Source organism: Martinezella lusitana, assembly GCF_016901135.1.
In the GTDB taxonomy this organism is placed as follows: domain Bacteria; phylum Pseudomonadota; class Alphaproteobacteria; order Rhizobiales; family Rhizobiaceae; genus Rhizobium; species Rhizobium lusitanum_D.
Genome location: NZ_JAFEVL010000030.1, coordinates 93,154 through 109,311, shown reverse-complemented (window position 1 = coordinate 109,311; position 16,158 = coordinate 93,154). Strand labels below are relative to the sequence as shown.

General features: G+C 59.4%; 18 protein-coding genes. 13 read left to right on the top strand and 5 right to left on the bottom strand.

From position 1 onward, the window contains the following. Nucleotides 1–12: 12 nt before the first annotated feature. Nucleotides 13–789 carry a LamB/YcsF family protein gene (locus tag JTP94_RS11695; protein ID WP_204850657.1) on the bottom strand — a complete coding sequence of 259 codons (777 nt, stop codon included), beginning with the start codon at nt 787–789 and terminating at the stop codon, nt 13–15. 220 nt (nt 790–1,009) lie between these two features. Between JTP94_RS11695 and pxpB the strand changes: the two genes are divergently transcribed. From pxpB to JTP94_RS11660, 7 genes are read left to right on the top strand one after another with little or no spacing between them, the layout of a single operon-like run. After that, entirely contained in the window at nt 1,010–1,735 is a 726-nt protein-coding gene (gene pxpB, locus JTP94_RS11690; RefSeq protein ID WP_204850656.1) for a 5-oxoprolinase subunit PxpB, read from the top strand. Next, nucleotides 1,732–2,703 carry a biotin-dependent carboxyltransferase family protein gene (locus JTP94_RS11685; protein ID WP_204850655.1) on the top strand — a complete coding sequence of 324 codons (972 nt, stop codon included), beginning with the start codon at nt 1,732–1,734 and terminating at the stop codon, nt 2,701–2,703. The genes pxpB and JTP94_RS11685 overlap by 4 nt, the downstream gene beginning before the upstream one ends. Continuing rightward, a complete protein-coding gene (locus JTP94_RS11680) occupies nt 2,700–3,344 on the top strand; it encodes a GntR family transcriptional regulator (RefSeq protein WP_204850654.1) in 645 nt (214 codons plus the stop codon). Before JTP94_RS11685 ends, JTP94_RS11680 begins: the two co-directional genes overlap by 4 nt. Further along, nucleotides 3,341–4,288: an NAD(P)-dependent oxidoreductase gene (locus JTP94_RS11675; protein ID WP_204850653.1), complete on the top strand. Its 948-nt coding sequence runs from the start codon at nt 3,341–3,343 to the stop codon at nt 4,286–4,288. The genes JTP94_RS11680 and JTP94_RS11675 overlap by 4 nt, the downstream gene beginning before the upstream one ends. Beyond that, on the top strand, nt 4,285–5,526 hold the full coding sequence (locus tag JTP94_RS11670; protein ID WP_204850652.1) for a Zn-dependent hydrolase: 1,242 nt from the start codon (nt 4,285–4,287) through the stop codon (nt 5,524–5,526). The genes JTP94_RS11675 and JTP94_RS11670 overlap by 4 nt, the downstream gene beginning before the upstream one ends. Nucleotides 5,527–5,534: 8 nt before the next feature. Continuing rightward, nucleotides 5,535–6,173 (top strand): GntR family transcriptional regulator, encoded by a 639-nt coding sequence (locus JTP94_RS11665; protein WP_204850651.1) that lies wholly within the window; start codon nt 5,535–5,537, stop codon nt 6,171–6,173. Nucleotides 6,174–6,197: 24 nt separating this feature from the next. Continuing rightward, nucleotides 6,198–7,364 carry a Xaa-Pro peptidase family protein gene (locus JTP94_RS11660; protein ID WP_204850650.1) on the top strand — a complete coding sequence of 389 codons (1,167 nt, stop codon included), beginning with the start codon at nt 6,198–6,200 and terminating at the stop codon, nt 7,362–7,364. Between the two features lie 35 nt (nt 7,365–7,399). Here the strand turns inward: JTP94_RS11660 and JTP94_RS11655 are convergent, their stop codons facing one another. Further along, a complete protein-coding gene (locus JTP94_RS11655; protein ID WP_204850649.1) occupies nt 7,400–8,578 on the bottom strand; it encodes a Xaa-Pro peptidase family protein in 1,179 nt (392 codons plus the stop codon). A 368-nt stretch (nt 8,579–8,946) separates the two neighbouring features. Here JTP94_RS11655 and JTP94_RS11650 point away from each other — a divergent pair, with 368 nt between their 5' ends. The 4 genes from JTP94_RS11650 to JTP94_RS11635 all read left to right on the top strand — a co-directional run bounded on the left by JTP94_RS11650 (nt 8,947) and on the right by JTP94_RS11635 (nt 11,922). Next, nucleotides 8,947–9,570 carry a DUF1989 domain-containing protein gene (locus tag JTP94_RS11650; RefSeq protein WP_204850648.1) on the top strand — a complete coding sequence of 208 codons (624 nt, stop codon included), beginning with the start codon at nt 8,947–8,949 and terminating at the stop codon, nt 9,568–9,570. After that, nucleotides 9,570–10,379, top strand: a complete 810-nt coding sequence (locus tag JTP94_RS11645; RefSeq protein WP_210384088.1) for an amino acid ABC transporter ATP-binding protein — start codon at nt 9,570–9,572, stop codon at nt 10,377–10,379. The genes JTP94_RS11650 and JTP94_RS11645 overlap by 1 nt, the downstream gene beginning before the upstream one ends. After that, nucleotides 10,376–11,035: an amino acid ABC transporter permease gene (locus JTP94_RS11640; RefSeq protein ID WP_034509655.1), complete on the top strand. Its 660-nt coding sequence runs from the start codon at nt 10,376–10,378 to the stop codon at nt 11,033–11,035. The genes JTP94_RS11645 and JTP94_RS11640 overlap by 4 nt, the downstream gene beginning before the upstream one ends. A 95-nt stretch (nt 11,036–11,130) precedes the next feature. Continuing rightward, the gene (locus JTP94_RS11635) at nt 11,131–11,922 is read left to right on the top strand and encodes a transporter substrate-binding domain-containing protein (protein ID WP_204850647.1); all 792 of its coding nucleotides are present in this window, start codon (nt 11,131–11,133) and stop codon (nt 11,920–11,922) included. 44 nt (nt 11,923–11,966) lie between these two features. On the opposite strand, the gene JTP94_RS11630 is transcribed toward JTP94_RS11635, so the two are convergent. The 3 genes from JTP94_RS11630 to JTP94_RS11620 form a co-directional block, all read right to left on the bottom strand. Continuing rightward, nucleotides 11,967–12,743, bottom strand: a complete 777-nt coding sequence (locus tag JTP94_RS11630; protein ID WP_204850646.1) for a molybdopterin-dependent oxidoreductase — start codon at nt 12,741–12,743, stop codon at nt 11,967–11,969. Continuing rightward, complete coding sequence (locus JTP94_RS11625) at nt 12,740–13,600, bottom strand: cytochrome b/b6 domain-containing protein (RefSeq protein ID WP_204850645.1); 861 nt, start codon at nt 13,598–13,600, stop codon at nt 12,740–12,742. Before JTP94_RS11625 ends, JTP94_RS11630 begins: the two co-directional genes overlap by 4 nt. Before the next feature lie 130 nt (nt 13,601–13,730). Beyond that, the gene (locus JTP94_RS11620) at nt 13,731–14,342 is read right to left on the bottom strand and encodes a hypothetical protein (protein ID WP_409456604.1); all 612 of its coding nucleotides are present in this window, start codon (nt 14,340–14,342) and stop codon (nt 13,731–13,733) included. A gap of 266 nt (nt 14,343–14,608) precedes the next feature. Here JTP94_RS11620 and JTP94_RS11615 point away from each other — a divergent pair, with 266 nt between their 5' ends. Both JTP94_RS11615 and JTP94_RS11610 read left to right on the top strand, forming a co-directional pair. Further along, nucleotides 14,609–15,166, top strand: a complete 558-nt coding sequence (locus tag JTP94_RS11615) for a sigma-70 family RNA polymerase sigma factor (protein WP_204850643.1) — start codon at nt 14,609–14,611, stop codon at nt 15,164–15,166. Further along, nucleotides 15,153–15,794 (top strand): NrsF family protein, encoded by a 642-nt coding sequence (locus tag JTP94_RS11610; RefSeq protein ID WP_204850642.1) that lies wholly within the window; start codon nt 15,153–15,155, stop codon nt 15,792–15,794. Before JTP94_RS11615 ends, JTP94_RS11610 begins: the two co-directional genes overlap by 14 nt. The last annotated feature ends 364 nt before the right edge of the window (nt 15,795–16,158 follow it).

Genomic DNA, 16,158 nt, shown 5'->3' with positions numbered 1-16,158 from the left:
CGATGATAACCCTTATGGAACGAGCGGGCGGGCAAAGGGAGAAACTTCAACCCCTTCCGCGGCAAGGGCGTTGCGCAGCGATCGCGCCATTGCCACTGCGCCAGGAGTATCGCCGTGGACGCAGATTGTCGCCGCTTCGACCGGCAGCTTGCGGCCACCGATGGTCGGGATCTCTCCATCACGAACCATGGACAAAACCTGGTCTAGGCTTTTCTGCAGATCATGAATGACGGCGCCTTCGCGCTGCCGGGATGTCAGCATGCCGTTGTCGTCATAGGTCCGGTCGGCATAGACTTCGCATGCGATCTTCAGGCCAGCTCTTTCGGCAGCTTTCATGGTCTCAGAATAAGGAAGGGTGACGAAGACGAGAGAGGGATCAACAGCCTTGAGGGCGCGGGCGCAGACATCCGCCAGGACAGGATCTTCGGCCGCCATGTTGCCGAGCGAACCATGTGTCTTCATGTGGCTGATCGGCCAGCCGAGTGCGCTCGCCATGCCCTGGATCGCCGCGATCTGGTAGATCAGCTGCGCCTCGATATCCTCGGGACGTTCGCCGGAGATGCGGCGACGGCCGAAACCGTAAAGATCCATGAAGGAGGGATGTGCGCCGATCGAAACACCCGAAGCCTTGGCGGCGAGAATTGTGTCGCGCATGACCACCGGATCGCCGGCATGGAAGCCGCAGGCAATATTGGCGGTCGTAATCAGTTCGAGCATCGCCTTGTCGTCGCCGATCGTATAGGCGCCGAAGCCTTCTCCCATGTCGCAGTTCAAATCAATCGTTGCCATGCAGGTTGCTCCCAGTCGACTATTCCGGCCCGATACGGCAGCGTATTTCGTTGCCGTTCTGTTGCATTGCACGAACTTTGTTCATATCATCCGCCTGTAGTTGACATACAGTTGGTATACTGAAATAGCAAGTCCGATGAATTTGGAAAACGCACCGATTTTGACGAGCAGTGCTCTGTTTCCGGTTTGCCAGATTGACGGAAGGAGGGGTGTCGGCGCAATGGCCGAAATGTTCCCACGCATTCATGCTTGCGGCGACAGCATGCTGTCTGTCGAGCTCGCCGATCATATCGACGAGGCAGTCAACAGGCGCGTCATCGCGCTCTTCGATGATCTGAGCCGGAATCCCGTCGCCGGCATCGAAGAAATGGGTCCGACCTATCGTTCGCTCAGCGTCATATACGATCCGGCGATCATCCGTGGGGAAAACCTTATCGATGTGCTGCAAAAGCGACTGCAGGCTTTGTCCGTGACAGATGTATCCTCGCGCTGCTTCAGCGTGCCCGTCGTCTACGGTGGCGCCGTCGGGATCGACCTCGACGAGCTTGCTCGCATGAAGGATATGACGACGGTCGAACTCGTCAATCTGCACGCCAGCGCCGAATATCGTGTTTACATGATCGGCTTTGCACCCGGTTTTGCCTATCTCGGCGGCCTTCCAGACGCCTTGCATACGCCGCGGCTGGCCGCGCCGCGCCAGCGGATCGAGGCAGGTGCCATCGGTATAGGCGGCAAACAGGCCAGCATCAATTCAGTGCCGGGGCCGAGCGGTTGGCGCTTTATCGGCCGCACGCCAGTCAGGCTTTTTGATCCTCATCGAACACCGCCTTTTCTTCTCAAGGCCGGAGATCGCATCCACTTTCGTCCCATTGGTGAGGCCGAGGCGGTGCACCTCGATGCAATGGTCGCCGCTGGCCAGACTGTTCTGGAGCCGGAGGAGAGATGAAGCATTTGCGGATTCTTCAAGCCGGGCCGATGTTGACGGTTCAGGATCTCGGCCGCAAGGGATTGCTGCATGCTGGCGTCTCCGGCTCCGGTCCGATGGATGCGCCATCCTTTCGCATCGCCAATGCATTGGTGGGTAACACGCAGGACATGGCAGCTCTTGAGTTTGCGAGTGCCGGAGGCACGTTCGAGGTCGCCGAGCCGGTTCGTTTTGCCGTTACCGGCGGCGACGTGGATATCCGGATCGATGGCTCTGCGATGCACCCATGGGAGAGCCACAATCTCTTTCCCGGGTCTATCCTCCATATCGGCGGCCTGCGATCGGCCGTATGGGGATACCTCGCCTTTTCCGGCGGCATCGATACGCCCTTGATCTTGGGTTCTCGCGCCACGCATTTACGCACCGGCCTCGGTGGCCATGAGGGACGCTGCCTGCGGGCTGGCGATCTTTTGCCGATCGGCTCCTTGGATGCCATGCCGCTTCTTGCTCTTACAAAGCCGTGGCGCAGGTCCAATCGCCCCATCAATGTAGTGGCGGGACCGCAGGGTGATTATTTCGACGCGCTCACCTGGCGCAGATTCCTCGGTAGCTCATTCGTCGTGTCCTCCAGTCGCGATCGCATGGCGCAGATGCTGGATGGGCCGGCGATTGCTGCATGCCGAGGTCACGATATCGTCTCGGACGGCACTACGCTCGGATCGATCCAGGTCCCAAGCTCCGGCAGGCTGATCGTTCTGATGGCCGAACGCCAGACGACCGGCGGCTATCCGAAAATAGCGACTGTCGCCTCCGTCGACGTGCCGCGGCTGGCGCAGACGCCAAGCGGATTGGCGATCCGCTTTCGCTTGATTTCCCAAGCCGCGGCAGAGGCGCTGCTTGTCGCAGAGCGACAGGCTCTGCAGGACGTGATTGTGAGTCTTTCCGAAAAGACCACGCCAATGAGCGTCGCACAAGAGGTAGCGCTATGACACAACCGCTTGCCAAACAGGCCTACACCAAGATCATCGAAATGATCCTGTCGGGCGCGCTTATGCCGGGGGATGCCTTGCAGGAAGCCAAGCTGGGCGGGGCACTAGACATGTCGCGTACGCCCGTTCGCGAAGCGATAAAGCGCATCGAGGCCGAAGGACTGGCGATGCAGGATGGACGCTTCCTCAAGGTGCGACAGCTTTCGGGTGAGGAGGTAGAGGAAATCTTCTTCCTGCGCCAGGTGCTCGAAGCCCATTCCGCTCGCGTAGCCACAGGACTTGCCGCCGGTCAACTGGACGAGATGGCCTCGCGCGTCCGCCGTCTGCAGCTGGAGGGGCCGGGAGACGGGGATGAACAGCGTGGTGTCGACGACGATTTTCATCGCATGCTGGCTGCGGCAACGGGCAGCAGGATGATCATCGCAACCATCGACGATCTCCGCCGCCGCACCTGCATGTTCGACCACACGCAGGTTCCGGATCGCTTTCTCAAGGGGTGCGCCGAACACCTCGAGATTATCGCCGCGCTGCGGGCCGGCGACGGCGAAACGGCTGGCCGGCTGATGGCCATGCATGTCGCGAATGCGCGCGACGCCATTCTGGCGCGCTTGAAACCGTCCGACGAAGGGTCCGATCGATGAAATGTCTGATTGTCCAACCGGTTCATGCCGACGGCATTGTGTTGCTCAGGGAGGCAGGCATCGAGCCGGTATTTTGCTCGTCTGCGGACATGGCAACGGTCGCCCGAATGATCCCCGGTTGTGAAGCGGTGATCACCAGGGATGCCGGCCTTTCCGCTGCCGCGATCAATGCTGCCGATGCGTTGCGCGTTGTCGTCGTGCACGGTGCCGGTCACGATGCGGTCGATAAGGAAGCGGCAAGCGAACGCGGCGTGCTTGTCTGCAATACGCCGGGTGCCAATGCGCGTTCCGTGTCGGAGCTTGCTCTCGGCCTTGCACTGGCGGTCGCGCGGCGTATCCCGGCTGCAGACCGTAGCGAACGAGCAGGCATGAGGGGTTTTCGCGAGATGGAGACCTTCACGGAATTGTCCGGCAAGACGACTCTCATTGTCGGTTGGGGCGCAACCGGCGCAGGGCTCGGCCACATGCTGAGGGCCGCGTTCGATGCACGCGTTCTGGTATATTCGCCTCGCACAGCCGACGTGGGGGGCTTCGAACGGGTGGAAAAACTCGAAGATGGCCTGGCACAGGCGGATCTGGTCTCGCTGCACACCCCATTGCGGCCGGAGACGCGCGGACTGATCGATGCAAGAGCGCTCTCGCACATCAAGCCTGGCGCCATTCTCGTCAATACCGCAAGAGCGGGCCTCGTGGATGAAACGGCGCTTGCCGAGGCCATCGCCTCCCGGCGGGTCGCCGGGGCTGGACTTGATGTCTATTCCCACGAAGCGACATCAGGCCTCCTTGGCCAGTCGAACCGGGTGATCTTTACGCCGCATCTCGGTGGTGCAACGCTTGAGGCCCTGCGTCGCGTGGCCATTGGCTCGGCTCGCAATGTGCTGATGGCCCTTTCCGGTGAACGCCCGGCGACGGCGCTCAACGATCCGGTGCGGACTGACGCATGAGCCGCATTATTGAAGATACCATCGATCGGCTGCTCGATCGCATCAACGCCATTTCGGAGCCGGGGCCGGGCTTTACGCGTCCATCCTACAGTGCGCTGGAAACCGCTGCCCATCGCGTCATCGCTGAGGAGGCGGAAGCCCTCGGCCTGAAGGTGAAGCGGGACGCTGCGGGCAATCTCTTCGCCCGGCTGCCGGGCAGGGACCGCACGGCCACTCCTCTCTATATTGGCTCGCATCTCGACACCGTGCCGATGGGCGGCGCCTATGACGGGCCGGCCGGCGTTGCCGGCGCCATGGCTCTTGCCGCCGCCTTCGTAGATAGCGGCATGGCGCCGCCCGTCGATCTGGTGGTGACCGTGACGCGCGCCGAAGAGAGCGTATGGTTCCCGGTTTCCTATATCGGCTCTCGCGCTGCACTTGGGCGGCTTTCGGCCGAAGACATGAAGGCGGTCCGGTTCGATACCGGCCGGGCGTTGGCCGATCATATGCGCGAAGAGGGTGGCGATCCGGAGGCTGTCGTCTCCGGGCCGGGGCTCGCACCCGCACGCTTCGTGGAGCTGCATATCGAGCAAGGACCCGTTCTCCATGAGGCAGGCGAGGCCTTCGCCATCGTCGACGGGGTGCGTGGCGGGTTGCGCTATCGCGTCGCCCGCATCAACGGTGTCTGGGCTCATTCCGGTGGTGCGCCGCGTGCCGCGCGTTCCGATGCCGTTTTTGCCTTCGCGGATCTGGTGGTCGCGATGGATCAAAGATGGGGTGCGATATTGGAGGAAAAGCACGACCTTGCCGTGACGGTCGGCCGCGTCGATGCGGCCAGTTCCGAACATGCCTTTGCCAAGGTGCCTGGCCGGCTCGATTTCTGTCTCGATCTGCGCAGCGATGACCCAGCCGTTCTTGAACGGATGGATCGGCTGGTGAAGGCTGAAATTGCGTTGATCGAGCAAGCGCGCGGCGTTTCCTTCGAGCTTGGCGTTCAATCACGCAGCCAGCCAACGAGGCTTTCGGTGCAACTCGGCGACGAGATATACGAAGGTGCCCGCCGGCTTGGCTTTTCGCCACGCAGGATGCTGTCTGGCGGCGGCCATGATGCAGCCGCCTTCGCCCAGGCGGGCTGGGAGTCGGTCATGGTGTTTCTGCGCAACTGGGATGGCAGTCACAATCCCAAGGAAGGCATGGAACCTGCCGATCTTGCCGCTGCAGTTCGGGTGCTGCATGCGGCTTGGATGAAGAACGGGTAGGAGAGTCTATGAGCGAGAAGGAAACATTGGCCCAGCAGGCCTATCGCGATGTCAAGCAACGTATCCTCGCAGGCGCTTTCCCTGCAGGCGATGTCCTGACTGAAAGAGCCCTTGCCCAGGAATCCGGCATTTCGCGCACGCCGCTGCGTGCAGCCATATCCCGGCTCGAAAAGGAAGGTGTCGTTTCGCGGCTCACCAATGGAGCATTGATGGTGCGGCCCGTCACGGTGGAGCAGCTTCTCGAAATCGTTCAGATACGGCGCTTGCTCGAAGGCGCAGCAGCAGCCAGGGCTGCCGGGCGATCCATGACGCCGGCACTGGAGCAGTCCCGCGAGACGATGCGCGCCTATGCGCGGGGAGGCGACGTGGCATTCGATCAGTTCTGGCTCGATGACGACGTCTTTCATCTGGCCGTCGCGGAAGCTGCCGGTCTCAGCCTGCTTCCGGCCATGATCACGGAAATGCGCGGCATCGCCCGGCGTTGTACGATCACCCGTACCCATGACCGCTTCGACCAGCAGGCGCGTGAGCACCTCGCCGTTATCGACGCCATCGAAGCGCAGGATGGCGAGCGTGCCTGCGCCGCCATGCAAACCCATTTCGACAGCGTCCGTAGCCGATTTTTGGGCTGGCTCGATCGACACTGATGATGGAGATTGTGATCGCATCAAATGCATGAATTCGCAGAACTGCGCGGCCGCGAAGCTGCTTTCGCCGAAACGGAATTCGCCGAAAGGCAGTCGCGGGCCCGTGCCGCCATACGGGCGGCCGGTCATGAGGCACTCGTCGTTACCGGACCGGAAAACATCTACTGGCTGACCGGTCGGCAGACGGCTGGCTATTTCGCATTCCAGGCGCTGGTCTTGCCTGTCGAGGGCAACCCCTGCCTCCTCGTGCGGGAACTGGAACTGGTCGGATCGGTCGTCAACACATGGCTGCTGGATATCCGCACCTACCAGGACGGCGAAGATCCGGCCGCGGCATTGGCAGGACTTCTGAAGACACTGGGCATCTCCCATCCAGCCATTGAACTGGGGGGCTGGTTCGTGTCGCCGCTCATGGCCAACCGGATTGCCCGAGAAATTGGTCACGGCGACTTGATAGACGGCTCTGCGCTTCTGCCTCCGCTCAGAATAGTGAAGTCGAAAGTGGAACTGGACGCGATCAGGACTGCGGCGGGCTATGCTCAAGCGGGCCTTACTGCTGGGATTGCCGCTTGCGACGCCGGCGTGGACGAGAACGCGGTTGCGGCCGCCATGCTGGCTGCCGCAACTGAAGCCGGATCGGAAGCCATGGCGATGGAGCCTTTGGTTTCTTCAGGGCCGCGCAGCGGTCTGCCGCATATGACATGGCGCCGACGAAAGCTGATGGCGGGCGATCCTGTCTTTCTTGAGCTGGCGGGAAGCCACGCCCGTTATCACGCCGGCTTGATGCGCACGGTCTGGATCGGTCATCCGCCCGATGAGGCACGTCGGATGATGGACTGCGCGCTTGCCGCCCTCGAGGCTGCCCTGGCGGCGATCCGATCCGGCGTGCCCTGCAGCGTACCGCACGAGGCGGCACAGAGGGTGATCGACGCGAAAGGCTATCATGCTGCTTTTCGCAAGCGCATCGGATATTCGATGGGGGTCGCCTTCGCGCCCGACTGGGGCGAAGGTGGAATTCTCAGTCTCTTCAGCGGCGTATCGCAATTGATCGAGCCGGGCATGGTCTTCCATCTGCCTGCCACTTTGCGAAGCTTTGGTGTCTGGACCGTCGGAGCTTCCGAAACCGTGATCGTTACCGAAACCGGGGTCGAGCCGCTCTCAACGTTGCCGCGGGACCTTGTCGTTCGATAGCGGGGCGGGGTCCAGCTAAGCTTCAGGCGTAAATGCTACCACCAGAAGCTTGGCGATTTGGTGAGGAGTTCGTTGCTGTCTTCGCCGATGATGATGATGTCCTCGAAGAAGGCCGCGCCGACACCCTCAAGCGAGAGAAAGGCTTCCACGCCGAACACCATATTCTTCTCGACGAGGTCCTGCGGTAACGACATGCTGGTGGAGATGCGCGGCAGTTCGAATCCGAGCCCGATACTATGGCCGAAGAAGGGGAAGTTCTTCATGATCGGCGAGACGGCGCCGCCGAAAGCTGCCGTCATGCGATCGCCCTCCGCTGCCACGTCGAGAAGCCTCGCACCCGGCCGCATCATGTCGGACAGTGCGTGCACGATGCCAGCGACGGCCTCGATCAGCCGGCACTGGTCGTCATTGGGTCTGCCACGAACGCCCGTGCGGCCGGGATCGAGATAATACCCCTGATAGAAGGCTGCGTGGAGTGTACCGGTGACGATGTCGCCCGGTTGCGGCGTATCGGCACTGTAACCGGTCAGCGGAAAGCGCTGATCGAAACCGAGCGTATCGCCGTGATTGCAGCCGATCATTTGGAGGCGACCGCCCAGGCGCACCACCTCGCGGGCCGCCTCGGCGGCGGCGTCTCGTTCGGATAGTCCGCTTGTCAGTCCTTCCATGAGCCGGTTTAGCCCGATAGTCGCAGTCTCGCCGGCGATCCGGAAACAGTCGAGTTCGCGGGGACTCTTGATGCGTCTGACGCTGCGGACGAGATCATCTGCCTCGATCCATTCCACCTGCGAGGCCCCATCGACGAGCTGGCTGTAATATTTGACCGGGATGAAATTCGTCCCGACCAGCGCAACACGGCCCGTGATGCCCCGCTCGACCATTGCCTTGGCAATGCTGGCAAAGGGATGGTTTGAGGAGCGCACGTCGGTGATGGAGACGAGATTGCTGCGCACTTCCGGTTCGTCGATGTGCAGCTGCGGCGCTTTGCCTTGTTGCAGAATGACGCCGGAAAAAGAGCGTGCCGACCAGATCAGCGAATCCATGCCGCCGCTGATTGCATAGTGATTGGACAGATAGAGGATGTCGCCGCAATTGTCCGTCGTCCCGCCGCCACGCCCGAAAATCACGGCCGTCTCGAAGCCACGCGCCTTCATCTCTGCGAAAACACGCGTCCAGCGCGCCTCGTATTCATCAAGCGGAAAATATCTGGCCACGGCATGGTTCCTTTGGCGGGGAAGCGTCTTTTGACACTGATCGGTTTGAAGGCACGAAGCTCTTTAAATTTCGGTACACCAACTGTATTCAGCGGTCAACGGATGCCGTTAAGGCTCGTGTGGGTGCCGTGGTCCATCGGATGTGCTCGGCCATCCCTCTTGGCCTTTAATGACTATCTTTTGCGCAATGAGGCTGATTTTTTACGCATAACGCTAATCATTTTTGCAGTAAATCGTTGAAAAATAACCTTGAATTCCATTGGTATACCGAATAGGTTGAATTTGAAAATCAGTGGTCGGGCGAACCAACCACAAGAAGCCTCCAGCTCTGATGAGGCCTGTGCCCGTCGAAATGCGAGTTTTGCATCATGACCGAATGTTCTGAAATCGTCCCGGCCAGTCATGGGGGCGCCTTTACGATGCACACCGGCCAATTCGCCGTGATCACCAATATTCATGGTAACCAGGTCGTCGACACCTGGGCCATATCGGCCGATGATCCGAGCGATGTCATGTCGATGGACCATACCCGGTCGGTCAACAGTAACATCTTCTTCAAGCAGGGCATGTCGGCCGTAGGCACCAGCCGCCTCAAGATGCTGACGCTGGTCGAAGACAGTGCGGCGCTGGCGCATGACACGCTTCTCTGCCCCTGCAATCCCGCTCTCTATCATGAACTCGGTTGCGACGGGGGACATCGCAGTTGCTCGGGCAATTTTCACGAGGCGCTTGCCGAGAAAGGCATCGTCCCGTCGTTCACCCCGGCATCGCTCAATCTTTTCATGAATGTGCCCGTCCGGGGCGATGGCGCCGTCGAGCGCCTGCCTCCTGCATCGCGGCCAGGTGACCGGATCGTGCTGCGCGCCGATATGGATCTCGTTCTGGTGCTCTCCGCATGCCCGCAGGACGTCACCATCATCAACGGGATCGCTCGCACGCCGAAGGATGTTGCGGTTGATATCCTCTGCCAATTGCCGGCGGGGGGCGAATGATGCCGGAGCCGATTCTGACCCTGCGCGATATCCGAAAGAGTTTCGGGGACAATGAGGTGTTGAAGGGAATTTCGTTGACCGTCACGGCGGGCGAGGTCGTCTCGATCATCGGCGCAAGTGGTTCGGGCAAGAGTACCTTCCTGCGCTCCATCAATGCGTTGGAAATGCCGCAATCCGGCTTCATGGATTTCGACGAGCTTTCGTTCGACTTCCGCCGCGAGTCCCGTCAGTTCCCGACGCCGGCACAATTGCAGGCGCTGCGGCGACGGGTGGGCATGGTGTTTCAGAGCTACAATCTCTGGCCACACATGACGGTTCTGGAAAATGTCATCCATGCGCCGGTCAAACTCCTGAAGATGCCGCGCTCGCAGGCGATCGAGGAGGCCGAAGCGCTGCTGTCGCGCATCGGGCTTTATGAAAAGCGGCACAGCTATCCCTCCCGACTATCCGGCGGCCAGCAGCAACGCGTCGCCATCGTCCGTGCTCTGGCGATGAAGCCCCGACTGATGCTGTTTGACGAGGTGACATCGGCGCTTGACCCGGAACTGGTTCACGAGGTGTTGGTATTGATGGCCTCGCTCGCGGCGGAGGGCATGACCATGCTTCTCGTCACACACGAGATTGCCTTTGCCCGAGACGTTTCTTCCCGCGTTCTCTTCTTCGACAAAGGCGTCGTTGCCGAATCCGGGGCGCCCGACATCCTGCGCAATCCGCAAAGCGAGCGGTTGCGACAGTTCCTGCATCGGATTCTGCATGATCAATTTGGCTCCCTTGGCATGGATGCATCCAACAGGGAGGTGCTTTCATGAACGAAGCTTTTTTTGAAGAAATCAAGCTTTATGGGCCGGGTTTTGTCGAGGCCGCCTGGACTGTGCTCTGGCTGACGGTAGCAACCATCATCTTCAGTTGGATCTGTGGTCTCGCGGCAGCCCTGGCGCATGGATCGAAATGGCGCGCCGCGCGCATGGCATCGGCTTTCTATGTCTGGTTCGTTCGCGGAACGCCGACCCTCATCCAGGTTTTCATCATCTATTTCGGATTGCCGGCCTTTGGCATCAAGCTTTCTCCCTTTGTCGCCGGCGTCCTGTCACTCGGGATCAACAGTGGCGCTTATGTCGCGGAGATCATTCGTGGCGGCCTTTCGGCCATTCCGCGCGGGCAGACGGAGTCGGCGCTCGCGCTCGGCTTCAGCCCGGCAGAGACCATGCGCAGCATCGTCCTGCCGCAGGTTTTTCGCATCATCCTGCCAGCCATCACCAACGAGTCGATTTCGACGTTGAAGAATACCTCACTGCTCTCGACGATCACGGTGGTGGAACTGACCCTTTATGCGCAGACGCTGATTGCCGCGACGTTCCGCCCGTTCGAATTCTACATCACAGTTGCGATCATCTATCTCGTCCTGACTACCATTCTCACTCAGCTTTCAAGCTGGCTGGAGCGGCACTATGCAGCCCAGAGCTAAATAGCAACGGTCCGTGGCCATGCGCACCCGGAAGATTTATGCGCCGTGAGGCGAAGACGATACCTCAACTAGATCAATAAAAGGGAACAATGAGCATGAAATTCAAATTGTTTGCATTCGCTGCCACGATGCTTGCTGCTGCCGTCTTCGGTAAGATGCCGGCTTCGGCCACCGGTCTTGAGCTGCTGGAACCCGGCAAGCTGCAGGTCGCGACCGAAGGCACATTTGCACCTTTTAGCATGCGTGCTCCCGACGGCTCGCTGGACGGCTTAGAAATCCGCGTGATGAAGGAAGTGGCCAAGCGTCTGGGTCTCACCTACACACCTGTTCTTATCAAATGGGATTCGCTACTCGTCGGCTTGCAGGCCGATCAGTATGACGTCATCAGTGCATCTATGGACATCACACCGGAGCGTCAGAAGAAGGTAACCTTCGCCAACGGCTGGCTGGAATCGGGTGGTCGCATCATCGTTCCCAAGGGCTCACCGATCAAGAGTGCTGCCGATCTGAAAGGTAAGACAGTCGGAGCGCTCGTCTCTTCCACTTTTGCCAAGATCGCCGAAGAAAAGGGAGCCTCCGTCAAGGGCTATAAGGCTGAAGCCGATGCCATGCAGGATCTCGTCAACGGAAATATCGATGCGACGATTACAGATTCGATCGCTGGAGCCTATGCGATCAAGAACGCACATATGGCCCTCGAGATGACGGATGACTACGTCAGCCATATCCAGAAGGGTTTCGCTATTAAGAAGGGCAAGCCAGAGCTCGTGAAGGCTATCAACAAGGCTCTTGCGGATATGGTGGCCGACGGCACTTATGCAAAGCTGACCACGGATTTGGTTGGCTTCGATCCGGCGCCGAAAGACCCCATCAAATCGGTCGAGTAGGCAGGAGGCCGATGCACTAGTGGGCAGGCTTTGGCATGTTGGCGTCAGATGCCGGCATACCATTCATAACCACGATCCTCCCAGAATCCGCCATTACCGCCCCAGAGGTCGTTGAACCGGTCGCGTATCTCGATGCGCATGACGTATTTGGCATGCTTATAGCCAAGATGGCGCTCGACGCGCAGGCGTAAAGGCGCGCCGTGTTCGACTGCCAGATCCTTGCCGTTCAGCGAATAGGCAAGGATCGATTGCGGGTGGAAGGCATCGATCAGGTCGATACTCTCATAATAGCGGCCGCTGCCGTCGAGCGTCTGCTCGAGTTCGTCGGCACAGTAGAAGACGGCGTAACGCGCACCTGGTTTCAAGCCGGCACTCTGCAGGATCAGCCCAAGCGGCACGCCCTGCCACTTGCCGATGGCGCTCCAGCCTTCGACGCAGTCGTGGCGCGTGATCTGCGTACGGGAGGGCAGCTTCTTCAGGTCCGCCAGTGATAATTCCATCGGCTTGTTGACCAGGCCGTCGATCTTGAGCCGCCAGTCGACAAAGTTCGTCTGTGCCATTTGGACGTATTCGGCACTGCCGGGTTGGGTCGAGCCGTTGGGGTGGAAGCTTGGCGATATATCGGCCTCCGTATACTCCGGCGCAAGCGCCTGCGGCGAGACGATCAATCGCTGGGTGCCCATGGTCAGACGCTCGGCCATGGCCAGAACCTGCTGGACGTTCTGGTTCTGCACGACGTCATCGCAGCCCGTTAGACCAATGGCACCAAGGCCGGCTGCGGAGCCTATGAGAAAGCGGCGACGGGTAAAGATCGAATTCATCGCTTTGTCTCCTCGTTGGTGATGGCATAGCGGCCGGTCACCATCGAACGCATGTTGTTCCAGAGGCCGGAGAGGATGACCATCGCCACATGGACAATGACGAACAGCACCAGGCTCCAGGCGGTGATGAAATGGATGCCGCGGGCCGATTGGCGGCCGCCGAAGATGTCGAGGAGGAAAGGATAACCGGCATCCATCGCTGGCGACATTGTCAGTCCAGAGCCAATCATCAGCGGCAACAGGATAAAAATGACAATGAGATAGGTCAGCTTCTGCAATGCGTTGTAGCGCCGCGCCTTTTCACCTTTCGGAAAGCGCAAGCGAGCATGGTCCTTGATCTCGTGCCAGATGTTGCGCGGCGCAATATCTTTGGCCGTCGGTACCAGATCGCGGCGGAAATGGCCGCCGATCAGGCCGTAGAGTACATAGAGAAGACCGTTTATGACGAAGAGCCAAGCAAAGAAAAAGTGCCAGCGACGGCCGGTTGCCAGATCCTGAAAGCTCGGAATTGTCGCCCAAGCAGGAAAGGCGCGCGGTGTCATCTCGCCGTCAACCATGGAGGCGCCAAGAATGCCGGTCGTCGTAATCGACAGGCTGCCTATGCGCAGTCGGCCGACAACATGGTCGCCGTCTTGGTCGCTTGCAATCTCGAACCAGGACGGGTCTTCGACCGCGCCGTAGTTACCCCAATGCAGTTGCGGATCGGCGTTGAAGATCTGCATGCCGCTCATCAGCAACAAGGTCAGACAGAGGACGTTGATCCAGTGGGTGATCCGGGTCAGGATCGAATGCCGGCGGATGAAGATTTTTGCCGGGCGCGGCGGCGGCGCGGTGTCGATCTGCTCTATACTGGCCATGTTCGTTAACCCCGATGATGCCGACTAGAGGCGGCTCGTTCGATTAGGATCGATCGGCGCGATTGTCTCTCACGCAGTTTACCCGACCGCTGTTTGCGGTCGGGCAGTATAATAGCCTTTGTGAAGCAGATCACATCGGCGGAACGACGCCGTTGATGCCCACCACAACGCGGTCGGATTCGACCATGTTATCGCCCGTCGTCGTGCCGTTGATGATGACGCCGGCGCCCGGTTTGATATCGTCCTTGGTGGCTTTGCCAAAGGTTACGACCGGCGTGCCCGGCGGGATCGAAATCTTCTTCTCTCCACCCTTGTAGGTGAGTGTCAGGGTTGGACCGTTGACCGACGTCACGGCGCTGGCAACCGTCGCATTGGTCATCGAGCTCTTCGGCTTCAGATCCCAGCCATAGTCGCCTTCGCCGGTGCCTTTCATGGCGGCCGGGAAGATCAGCACTTCAAGTGCGCCATTGACGCCGCTCTCTGTCGGCATCGAGGCGATGCCGACGAAATCGCCAGGCTTGATGTCTGTGACGGCAGCATTGACGATGCCGTTTACGGCCCAGCCGGACTTTAACATGATCGTGACGTCCTTGCCTTCGCGCGACTTGACCATCAGCGTATCGCCGCTGAGGCTTTCCACAACGCCGCGAACACGGGCCTTGTCGGTAGCGTGTGCGGACACTGTGGTCAGTGTGCCAAAGGCAAGCGCCACGCCGATGATCTTCATTTTCGATAGCGACATTCTGCTCTCCATATCTTCCATCATTTGGTATGTGATCCCCGCCCGGCCATCAGGGCACAGTGCGTGGGAGCGATCGCTTTGGAGAAGCCGACCAGCTTGCAATGGCGTCCGACTGACGAAAGCAGCTTGATCTTCAATTCCGTTCCCTCATTCGGGGCTCGTTCGATTGTGTTGCAGCGATCACGCTGATGTGATCACGATAGAGTCGATAAAAAATCGACCGAGCGTGTAACAAGTCGCCTCAGGCAGCGAATGACGGGTCGTGAATGACTAAATCCGTATCGGAACAGGTCCTGAAGGGTTTGATGCTTCTGTCGCTTGACGGCGATGAAGCTGCATATAGGCGTTTGCTCTCTATTCTTCGGGATCTACTTCTAACGTTTTTCCAGAGGAGGCTTGGGCCCAACGCCCGAGGGGACGCCGAAGATCTGGTGCAGGAGGTGCTTTTGGCGGTTCATAGCCGGCGGATTACCTACGATCGTGAAAGGCCGTTTACCGCGTGGTTCTTCAGAATCGCGAAATACAAGCTGATCGACCACTTCAGGGCAAACGGCAGGAAGAACGACGTCGAAGTTGCATTGCAGGACGAGGCTGCAGCCGAGTTTCGAGAGGAAGCGCTGTTTGCTCATCTCGATGTCGATCGGCTCCTCGATCAGTTGCCAGTCAAGCAGCGAGAGCTCCTAAGGCAGGTAAAGATCGCCGGAAAGACGGCTGCTGAAGCAGCAACCGATACGGGGCAGTCGGAAGTAATGGTTCGTGTCAGCATTCACCGAGGGATGCGCGCGATCGGACGCAAGCTGGGTTTTGCCAATGACGAAGATTGATGATCTCATAGAGACTCTGGTCAGTGACCTTACCCCCGTACGCCGTCACGCGCTGCGGATGCGGCTTGCCTCCGCTGTAGCTGTCGGTGTAATCGGCGCGACTGTTGCCCTACTCGCATCGCTCGCCTTTCGTCCGCATCTGCACCATGTGACGGTGGCTGCCTTTTGGGTCAAGTTTCTATATTCGGCGGGGTTGATGGGCGCGACGATCATTGCACTTGATCGCATTGCTCGCCCTGACGGCTTGATCGGCGATATGATCCGGGTTTCGGTGGCAGCGTTTACCGTCATTGCGCTATTGGCGGTCGCCCAGCTCGCCCTGTCGCCAGCGTCATCTTATCCGGGTTTGATTTTCGGATATTCGGCGCTTTTTTGCCCGTTTCTGATCTTTGCATTCGGTCTTCCCGCATTCTTTGCCAACATGTGGTTTTTGCGTCGCGCTGCCCCCCTCAATCCGGGGCTTGCCGGTTTTGTCGCTGGCGCGTGCGCTGGCGCGATCGGTGGGTGGGTGTACTCGTTGGCATGTGTCGAAAACGGCATCCCTTTTATCGCAATCTGGTACACCCTTGGCATTCTGCTGAGCGGGCTATTGGGAATCGTTGCCGGCAAACTCAGTCTGCGCTGGTAAGAGCTTAATCAAAGTAGCAATCGAAAGTGGAGATGCTGCTGGCCTGTATATCAATCCGATTTACATGTTGATCTCCATTGCTTTGGCAATCGGAGCGGTTTCCCTTGCGATCCTGAGGGTTAGGCACGCGCCGGGGTCGTGATCTTGGTTGAGCGTGAATCAGCGTCGAGGATTGGTTCAGACTCAATCTCGGTGAAGTTGAAGCGAGTGTTGTTCGCCAGACGTATGACATCCGAGCCTATCAATCTGGAAAAATTGCAGGGCCCACGGTTCGAATTGGTTCAAGGCGAAGAAGTCTCGTAAACACGATCTGATGCCGATTGCGATATAAAAGCTGGCATTGCCGGATCGTTGCGGTAAAACA